Source organism: Flavobacterium calami (assembly GCF_038290035.1).
In the GTDB taxonomy this organism is placed as follows: domain Bacteria; phylum Bacteroidota; class Bacteroidia; order Flavobacteriales; family Flavobacteriaceae; genus Flavobacterium; species Flavobacterium calami.
The window spans coordinates 143,741-153,783 of the sequence record NZ_JBBYHS010000002.1 but is presented as its reverse complement, the minus strand read 5'-3'; the positions used below and the strand labels follow the sequence as shown (position 1 = coordinate 153,783).

Annotated in this window: 7 protein-coding genes; 2 read left to right on the top strand and 5 right to left on the bottom strand. The window is 35.7% G+C overall.

Annotation, left to right across the window (positions count from 1 at the left end):
- Positions 1-112 precede the first annotated feature (112 nt).
- The 5 genes from AAEO57_RS02130 to hpt all read right to left on the bottom strand — a co-directional run bounded on the left by AAEO57_RS02130 (position 113) and on the right by hpt (position 6,248).
- On the bottom strand, positions 113-2,257 hold the full coding sequence (locus AAEO57_RS02130; RefSeq protein WP_341689072.1) for a S46 family peptidase: 2,145 nt from the start codon (positions 2,255-2,257) through the stop codon (positions 113-115).
- A gap of 173 nt (positions 2,258-2,430) precedes the next feature.
- Positions 2,431-3,432 carry a GTPase ObgE gene (gene obgE, locus AAEO57_RS02125; protein ID WP_341689070.1) on the bottom strand — a complete coding sequence of 334 codons (1,002 nt, stop codon included), beginning with the start codon at positions 3,430-3,432 and terminating at the stop codon, positions 2,431-2,433.
- A gap of 105 nt (positions 3,433-3,537) precedes the next feature.
- Positions 3,538-4,812, bottom strand: coding sequence for a hemolysin family protein (locus AAEO57_RS02120; RefSeq protein ID WP_341689068.1), 1,275 nt, complete (start codon positions 4,810-4,812; stop codon positions 3,538-3,540).
- A gap of 200 nt (positions 4,813-5,012) precedes the next feature.
- Positions 5,013-5,585, bottom strand: a complete 573-nt coding sequence (locus AAEO57_RS02115; RefSeq protein ID WP_341689066.1) for an adenylate kinase — start codon at positions 5,583-5,585, stop codon at positions 5,013-5,015.
- 132 nt (positions 5,586-5,717) lie between these two features.
- The gene (gene hpt, locus AAEO57_RS02110) at positions 5,718-6,248 is read right to left on the bottom strand and encodes a hypoxanthine phosphoribosyltransferase (protein ID WP_341689064.1); all 531 of its coding nucleotides are present in this window, start codon (positions 6,246-6,248) and stop codon (positions 5,718-5,720) included.
- Positions 6,249-6,433: 185 nt separating this feature from the next.
- Here hpt and AAEO57_RS02105 point away from each other — a divergent pair, with 185 nt between their 5' ends.
- Positions 6,434-7,708: a PQQ-dependent sugar dehydrogenase gene (locus AAEO57_RS02105; protein WP_341689062.1), complete on the top strand. Its 1,275-nt coding sequence runs from the start codon at positions 6,434-6,436 to the stop codon at positions 7,706-7,708.
- A 218-nt stretch (positions 7,709-7,926) separates the two neighbouring features.
- Positions 7,927-10,023, top strand: a complete 2,097-nt coding sequence (locus AAEO57_RS02100; RefSeq protein ID WP_341689060.1) for a TonB-dependent receptor — start codon at positions 7,927-7,929, stop codon at positions 10,021-10,023.
- Positions 10,024-10,043: the final 20 nt, after the last annotated feature.

Sequence of the window (10,043 nt, the reverse complement as noted above, 5' to 3'; positions counted from 1 at the left end):
TCTCAACTTACAAGCCTTCAACTCCGCTCAGCCTGACATACTAATTAAAGACAATAAAAAAAACCGACAAATTTGAAATCTGTCGGTTTTAATTTTTAAAACTTAATTGAGACTATTTTGCAATCGTCAATTCGTCAATAATGTTTTTTGCTCCAGCGTATTTGTCAATAATCCAAAGTACGTAACGAATATCAACATTGATAGTTCTTTGTAATTTAGAGTCAAAAATTACGTCTCCTGCCATTGCTTCGATGTTTCCGTCAAAAGCAATTCCGATTAATTCTCCTTTTCCGTTTAGAACCGGTGAACCAGAGTTTCCTCCTGTAATATCATTATCTGTCAAGAAATTTACTGGCATATATCCTGCTTTATCAGCATACTGTCCGTAATCTTTTGCTTTATTCAATTCTAATAAACGAGCCGGTAAGTCAAATTCCTGATCTCCTGCTTTATATTTTTTCACCATACTTTCCATTGTAGTATAGTTGTTGATTTTAGCGTCGTTGCGAGGATCAGCTGGCAAAGCACGAACTTTACCATAAGTTAATCTCAAAGTAGAGTTTGCATCCGGATATTTAACAGCATTCAGTTTTGATTCTCTTAAACCTTCTACTAACACACGGTAAGCAGTTGCAAATCCGTCATCAGCTTTTGCCTGATCCGGTGTTTTAGCACGGTATTTTGCCAATAAATCAGAAGATATAATATACAAAGGATCTAGTGGAAGTGCAGCCGGTTTTGGGCTTGCTAAGTATTCTAAAACTTTTTCTTTTGAAGTGAAAAAACTTGTTTCGGTTGCTTTTGCTACATCAGCAGTAAAATCACCATTATTAGCCGCTTTCATTTTAGCGATTTGTGGTGCTAAACCATATTCAGCCGCTTTTGCAGCGTATAAATTTAATTGTGCTGTCAGTACATCTTTTTCTAATGGAGGATAAAATTCACCATAAATACTTTCCACCATTGCATTGATTTTAGGCAGCATTTCTGCTTTTTTAGCGTCATTTTCTTTAGAGTATGCAATTAATGCGTTTCCTAAAGTTGCCGGTCCGGTTGCATAAGCTGAAGTACGTAAAAGCTGTATTAAATAATTATCGTGAGTCGCTTTTAAATTCGTTTCTCTGTAATAATCGTTGATAGTCGGAATAACATTTTCGTACTTTTCTTTGTTAGCTGGTTTACTTGCCCATTCGTAGAATTTATCTTCCTGAGCTGCTTTGATATCTACAGTTCCAGCTTTAGTCAATGCGTCAATCATACCCTGACGGTTTTTCCAGTAATTGGCAGTCGAAGCATATTTTGAAGCGTACTGTAAACGAACAGTTGCATCCTTATCCATATACTTTTTCATTTGGTCCATTCCGGTTTTAGCACCTTCAACCCATGCAGGATAAGCATATTTTATATTTTGTTCGATTCCTCCAGCTGGCATCCAGCGGTTTGTTCTTCCCGGATAGCCTAAAATCATAGCGAAATCATTTTCTTTTACACCTTTGATACTTACAGGCAAATAATGTTTTGGCTGTAAAGGCACATTGTCTTTAGAATATTCTGCAGGATTTCCGTCTTTGTCAGCATATACTCTGAACATTGAGAAATCCCCTGTCTGACGAGGCCATTCCCAGTTGTCAGTGTCTCCTCCAAATTTACCCACACTTTCAGGAGGTGTTCCTACTAAACGAACATCGGTATAATCCTGATAAACGAAATAATAATATTCATTTCCCTGAAAAAAAGGACGAACAGAAACCGTATATTTTCCGCCTTCGTTATTTTCTTTTTCGATCAAAGCAATTTCCTGCTGAATGATTTTGTTTCTTTCAGTTTCTGTCATTGTAGGATTTACTTTTGACAAAATTCTTTTCGAAACATCATCCATACGAACAAAGAAACGAACGTACAACGATTTTGGTTTCATCTCTGCACTTCTTTCTTTTGCCCAGAAACCATCTCTTAAATAGTTTTGCTCAGCAGTTGAAAGTTCTGCAATAGCATCGTAACCACAGTGGTGATTGGTTAAGACCAAACCGCTTTTCGAAACAATTTCAGCAGTACATCCTCCGTTAAACTGCACAATAGCATCTTTTAAACTGTGATGGTTAATACTATAGATTTCTTCGGCTGTCAATTGCAACCCCATTTTCTGCATATCTCTATGGTTAAGCCTTTCGATAAACATTAAGAACCACATTCCTTCATCGGCTCTTACAGGAAAAGCCATAAGACACATAGTCAAGAATAAAATTATTTTTTTCATGTTATTTTGTTTAAGTCATGCGAAGATAATTCATTTTCACAATCATAACACTCAATCTACGTTGAAAATGAAATTCAACAATCCTATTTTATTGTTATTTTGCGAATTTAACATTATTACAAACAAAAAAGGTGTCCTGAAAACAGAACACCTTCAAAAAACTTATTATTTTTTTACTCGTTAAGCATTTTCCAAAGTTTATCTTTCAAATCTGTCAAACCTTGCTGTGCAACAGACGAAATAAACATATACGGAACATCTTTGAAAGACACGTCTAATTCAGCTTTTAATTCGGCTTTCAGTTCATCGTCCAGCATATCACATTTTGAGATTACCAAAAGACGTTCTTTGTCCAGCATTTCAGGATTGTATTTGGTTAATTCGTTCACCAGGATATCATATTCTGCTTTAATATCCGGCGTATCTACAGGAACTAAAAACAGTAAAGTCGAGTTACGCTCAATATGGCGCAGGAAATAATGCCCAAGACCTTTTCCTTCTGCAGCACCTTCAATAATTCCAGGAATATCTGCAATTACAAAAGACTGATAATCTCTGTAGGATACGATTCCTAAATTTGGCTTTAAAGTTGTAAAAGGATAATCAGCAATTTTTGGTTTTGCAGAAGTTAATACAGACAATAAAGTTGATTTTCCAGCATTTGGAAAACCTACCAATCCCACATCTGCCAAAACTTTAAGTTCCAGAATTACGTCCATTTCTACACCCGGCAAACCTGGCTGTGCGTAACGCGGTGTTTGATTTGTTGAACTTCTGAAATGCCAGTTTCCTAAACCTCCTTTTCCTCCTTTTGAAAGAATTCTTTTTTCACCGTCTTCGGTAATTTCGAATAAGGTTTCACCCGTTTCTTTATCTTTTACGACAGTTCCTAAAGGTACTTCGATAAATTTATCTTCTCCATCAGCTCCGGTACTGCGGTCTCCTCCTCCGTCTCCTCCGTGACCGGCTTTAATATGACGGGCAAATTTTAAATGAAATAGTGTCCACAGACCTTTATTTCCCACTAAATACACATGTCCTCCGCGTCCTCCGTCACCTCCGTCAGGACCTCCTTTTTCAATAAATTTCTCCCTATGTAAATGCGTAGACCCCTTTCCTCCTTTTCCGGAAGAAACATATATCTTAACGTAATCTACAAAATTTCCTTCTGTCATTTTTTCTTTTTTATCTGTAGTTTCAGGTTTCAGGTTCCAAGTTTCAGGTTATGCAGTACGCTAACCTGAAACTTGAAACATTTTAAACTTGAAACAAAATTCTCTCTACTCTTTTAAAGCTTTTACCAATACTTTATCAATCTTCACACCGTCCATGTCGACAACTTCTAAGACGAATTTTTGCCAAATTAATTTTTCTCCTTCTTTTGGAATATGTGAAAGCTCGGTCATAATCATTCCGCTTAAGGTGTTTACTTCGTAATCGTTTGTTAATTCATCTAACTCAAAATAGGTTAGAAAATCATGCAATGAATAATGTCCGTCAACCAGCCATGATCCGTCTTCTCTTTCTACAAGCTGGAATTCATCTTTGTAAAATTCAGATGCGTCACCAACCAGCGCTTCAAGAATATCGTTCAGCGTAATCATTCCCTGAAAAACGCCATATTCATCTGAAACTAATGCATAATGAACGCCTGTTTTTTTGAAATTTTCCAATGCTTTGTAAGCAGTGGTCTGTTCCATTAAATAAGGTGCTTCTGTCATTATAGTAGCCAGATCAAAATTATCTTTTTCGATATTGGCAAAAATATTTTTTAAGGTTACAACCCCAACAATATCATCATAGTTATCATTGTAAACCGGATACACTGCATGCAAATCCTGAACAACCAGCTCTTTAACTTTAGCTTTATCTTCTTTTAAAGGAAGCATGTCTACTGACTTACGGTGTGTCATAAGAGAGCTTACTTTACGGTCTCCAATATGAAAAACACGCTCCACAATGTCCTGCTCAATTTCCTGAACTTCGCCTACTTCGGTTCCTTCTTTGATGATTGCCTTGATTTCTTCCTCGGTAACTTTTCCGTCGGCAGTTGGTTTTATCTGAAGAACATTCAGTAAAAAATCCGTTGACGAAGTAAGCAGCCAAATAAATGGTGCGGTGATAATCGAAATCACTTTCATTGGCATGGCTACCATTTTGGCAATAGATTCCGGATAATTTAAACCAATTCGTTTTGGCAGTAATTCACCTAAAACCAATGAGAAAAAAGTTAAAACGACAACCACAATTCCAACTGCAACTGAATGCGCGTAAGGTTTTAAAACTTCGAATCCGCTAACAAAGGTTTCGACATCCATCGTGATTTTATCCCCGGAATAAATACCCGTCAAAATTCCGATTAAGGTAATTCCAATTTGTACGGTTGATAAAAATTTGTTTGGTGAATTGGCTAAGTCGAGTGCTGTTTTAGCGCTTTTGTTTCCTTTTTTTGCAGCAGTTTCAAGTCTGTTTTTTCTAGCCGAAATCAATGCAATTTCTGACATCGAGAAAACTCCGTTTAGTAGTATTAGAAAAAATATTATTAGTATTTCCAATTTGTGGCTTATTCGTTATATAATAGTCGTTAATGTAATTTGTAACCTAATCGTGTTATAGCCCAGATGGAAGAGAAAAGCCCGGAGCTAAAAAAACTAATTTTTCCTGCCAGAAAACAGCGACTGGAGGAAGCTCGTTTTATGGCTTGGAAAAATAGTTTTTTTAGCGAGGACTTGTAACGTACAGCTGGAAAAAGCTTCTACAAATTATCTATAACTGACGTCAATCTTTCTGTAATTTCTTCAATTGTTCCGATACCGTTTACGGCATGAAACTTATTTTGTTGTTTATAATACCCAATTAATGGCGCTGTTTTTTCGTTGTATTCCTGGTATCTCACTCGAATTTTATCCTCGTCCTGATCGTCAGCTCTTCCGCTTGTTTTTCCTCTTTCAAGCAAACGTGCTACCAAAATTTCGTCATCAGCTTCTAAAGCGATTGTTGCTGTTACACTAGACCCAATTGTTGGTAAAAATTTATCTAAAGCCTCTGCCTGATTGATTGTTCTTGGGTAGCCATCAAATAAAAATCCGGCAGTATCAGGATGTTTTTTTACCTCATCGATTAACATTTCGGTAGTTAATTCGCAAGGAACCAATTCTCCATTGTCCATAAAAACTCTTGCTTTTTTACCTAGTTCAGTATCATTTTTTAAATTGAAACGAAAAATATCTCCTGTTGAAAGGTGTGTTAAATTGTATTTTTCTTTTAAAAATTCTGCCTGGGTTCCTTTTCCTGCTCCCGGCTTTCCAAATAAAACAATGTTAATCATAAAAGTAATTTAATGATTAAAAGATTTAAAATTGAAAGATTTTTGTAATCTTAAATAATTTGAAATTCTCTAATCGTGTTGTTAATGTAGTTATGTTATTTTTTAATTTATTTAATCTTTAAATGCTTAATTCTATTCGGCCAGCTTATAGATTTCGGGTAAATTTCTTCCTAAGCCATCATAATCGAGGCCATAGCCTACAATGAATTTGTTTGGAATCCTGATTCCGATATAATCAATTTTGATGTCTTTTTTATAAGCTTCCGGTTTAAAGAACAAAGTTGCAATTTTAAAATGCTTTACATTTTGCTCCTTAAACTTGTGTTTTAATTCTTCGATTGTATTTCCCGTGTCGATAATATCTTCGATAATGATAACAGTTCTTCCTGAAAGATCCTGATTGATTCCGATTAATTCCTTAACCGAATTGGTGCTTTCTGTTCCTTCATACGATGCCATTTTGATGAATGAAACTTCGCAGGGACTTTTATATTTTTTCAGAAAATCAGCCACAACCATAAATGCGCCATTCAAAACACCAATAAAAATAGGAGTATCATCTCCAAAATCATCTTCTACCTGCGCCACAATTTTGGTTAAAGCAAAATCAATTTCTTTAGCCGAAATAAACGGAACAAATTGTTTATCGTGAAGTTGTATCATTATTTTTGTTCTTTAAAATAATGGACAAAGATACAGAATTACAACCAAACTGTAAGTATCTAAATTTTATAGTAATGGTTCTTTTTTACTAATGTTAAATATCAGTTAATATTTACAAACGGTTTCAGGCAACTATTTTATAAATCATTAAATTGTTGTTTGACAAATATTTAATCAAAAATACCATGAAAAACACCATACAATTATTATCCGTATCCTTATTCATTATAATAACCGCCTGTAATGGTCAGGTTAAAAAAGAAGAAAAAGAAGCGTTTGCAAAACAGCCCGGGAATGTTGTAAAAACCGCTATTGGCAATATTACACTTCCTCCGCCCTACGCAACCGAATCAGAGAGAAACCAAAGCAAAGTGATTGGCTGGTCTGATGGTAAGACACCAAAAGCTCCGAAAGGCTTTACGGTAACCAAATTTGCTGACGGATTCGAAAATCCACGCTGGACATACATTGCACCAAATCAGGACATTTTCGTGGTTGAAAGTGGAACACGATCCAGTAAAAACCAAATTACAGTTTTACGGGATAAAGACAAAGACGGGAAATTTGAAACACGAGAGATTTTTATAAAAGACCTCAACAAACCTTTTGGAATGCTGGTTTTAAAAGACTTTTTCTACATCGCCAATACAGACGGATTATACCGTTATCCTTATAAAAATAATCCACTGAAATTAGAAACTAAAGGCGAAAAAATTCTTGAACTTCCTGCAGGTGGTTACAACAATCACTGGACGAGAAATTTACTGGCAAGCCTGGACGGAAGCAAAATTTACGTTTCTGTAGGTTCCGGAAGCAATAATGGAGAACACGGAATGGATAAAGAAATTCGCCGTGCTGCAATTCTGGAAATTAATCCTGACGGAACAGGCGAAAAAATTTATGCAAGCGGACTTAGAAATCCTGTTGGAATGGACTGGAATCCGGCTAATAAAGAACTTTGGACTGCGGTAAACGAACGGGATGATTTAGGGGACGATTTGGTTCCGGATTATATTACAAGTGTAAAAAAAGACGGTTTTTATGGATGGCCTTATTCGTATTTTGGAAGTATTCCTGATCCCAGAATGAAAGGCGAAAGAAAAGATCTTGTCGAAAAAGCAATTGTTCCGGATGTTCCGGTTGGTGCACACACTGCTTCTTTGGGATTGGCTTTTTATACGAAAGATAAATTTCCGGCGAAATATAAAAACGGAGCTTTCGTAGGACAGCACGGCTCCTGGAATCGTTCTGTAATTTCAGGTTATAAAGTGCTGTTTGTTCCTTTTAAAGACGGAAAACCATCCGGAAAGCCAGAAGATTTTCTAACCGGATTTATTTCAGATACGGACAAAGCTGAAGTTTACGGACGTCCGGTTGCAGTAACCGTTATGAATGATGGATCACTTTTGGTGAATGACGACAGCGGAAATACGATTTGGAAAGTGACGGCTAATAAGTAAAATAAATTCCAAAATTTAAATTCCAAATTCCAATTAATTTTACCGCAAAAAACACAAGGTTTTAGTCATTTTTGTCATTTCGACGAAGGAGAAATCACACTAAAAACTCCACAATCAAAATCGCCAATCTTTGTCGAATCCCGAGTGTGATTTCTCCTTCGTCGAAATGACAAGATTGTGTATAATAATTAAGCATAAACTGCTCAACAAAACCTTTTATGATTTTAAAAAAATATTGTTTTTTTCTTCTTATTCTAATTGTTTTTCAAAACAGTTTTGCACAAGAAGAAAAAAGCAAATCTATTGATTCCGTAAAAACAGAAAAACTGGAAGAAGTTATTATCAGTTCCTTTCATATTAATGACAGCCTCCAAAATGCACCGGCTTCGATTGGGATTTTATCCAAAAAAGAACTGACGCAAAATAACGCTACAGATATCACAACTGTTGTAAATACGATTCCCGGAGTTTTTATGCAGTCTTCCAATTTTACCACAACCCGAATTTCGATTCGTGGTATTGGGGCCAGAACGCCTTATGGAACAAATAAAATCAGGGCTTTTTACGGCAGTATTCCGCTGACTTCGGGAAACAGCGAAACCGTGATTGATGATATTGATTTAGAAAACCTGAATCAGATTGAGATCATTAAAGGACCGCTTTCGAGTATTTATGGTGCGGGATTGGGCGGAGCCATTTTGATCTCGCCTCAGCTTTCAAAAAATAAAGGACAAATTGCCGGAATTAGTACTGTTTTTGGTTCTTTTGGATTATTAAAAAACAGTTTAAATTATAGTTTAGATGATAAAAATTCAAGCTTGAATTTAAGTTATCACAACCTGAAATCTGATGGCTGGCGTGAAAACAGTGCTTATAAACGTGAAGGAATTACACTTGCCGGAGAATTATTCAGAAGACAAAACAGTAAATTGACTTATTTCTCCAATTATACGTATCTGAAAGCTTTTATTCCAAGTTCTATTAATAAAGATACTTATGACAATAATCCGCAGTCCGGAGCACCAACCTGGATTGCTTCAAAAGGATTTAAAGAATACAAATCGACTTTGGCAGGTTTAGCTTACGATTTCAAAATCAATGAGCATTTGAATAATTCGACTTCTGTTTTTATCAATTACAAAGACAGCAACGAACCGCGCCCTTTTGATGTTTTGCGTCAATACACTTTTGCAACAGGGGCGCGAACTCAGTTTTCCGGAACTTTCGAAATTGGAAAAATAGAAAATCAATTTATTTTTGGAATGGAATATTTCACAGATAATTACAATGGAAACACTTTCGAAAATTTATACAAACAAAATAATGGACAAGGCAGTTTACAAGGAAATCAATTGACAGAAACTGATCAGAAAAGACATTTTTACAATATTTTTTCACAAATCAGATCGTTGCTTTCTGAAAAATTTGAGCTTCAATTGGGTTTAAATTATAATGAAACACATTTTGAACTCACGAATTTTCTTCCACAAAAAACGGAAACTGAAAAATACAGTTATGACGGCATTTTTTCACCGCAACTTTCTTTATTGTTCAAACCAAATCAGCGACAAACCATCTATTTCTCCGCAAGCCGTGGATTTTCACTCCCTGCCACCGAAGAAACTTTAACGAGCAACGGGACAATCAATCCGGATATTAAACCTGAAAACGGTTATAATTTTGAATTGGGCGGGAAATTCTATTTTTTCAACAAAAAACTTTACACCGAAATTGCTGTTTACCGAATGGAAATTAAAGATTTATTAGTTGCCAAAAGAATCGGTGATGATCAATATGAAGGCGTTAATGCCGGAAAAACATTGCATGAAGGAATTGAAATTACCATGAAACACAATTGGCAGATCAATTCCTTTTTTAATCTGAACTCGTACATTGGCGGTTCTGTCGGGAAATATGAGTTTCAGGAATTTGTAGACAGCGGAAATGACTATTCGGGAAATAAATTAACCGGAGTTCCGACAAATAAAGTCAATGCAGGATTGATTTTGAATACCCGTTTGGGAATTTATCTGAATGCCGATTATCAATTTGTGAATAAAATCCCGATGAATGATGCTAATTCTGCTTTTTCAGATTCTTATAACATCATCAACTTAAAAACAGGCTATCGCTTTGAAATTCTTCGTAATCTAAATACCAATTTTGCTTTTGGGATCAATAATGTGAGTAATGAAAAATATGCTTCTTTAATTTTACCAAATGCACTTCCGGTTGGGACTTCATCCCCAAGATATTATTATCCCGGGCTTCCTGTAAATTACTACGGAACCGTTTCATTAAATTATTTATTTTAGAGGCTAAATCAAACTCAGGA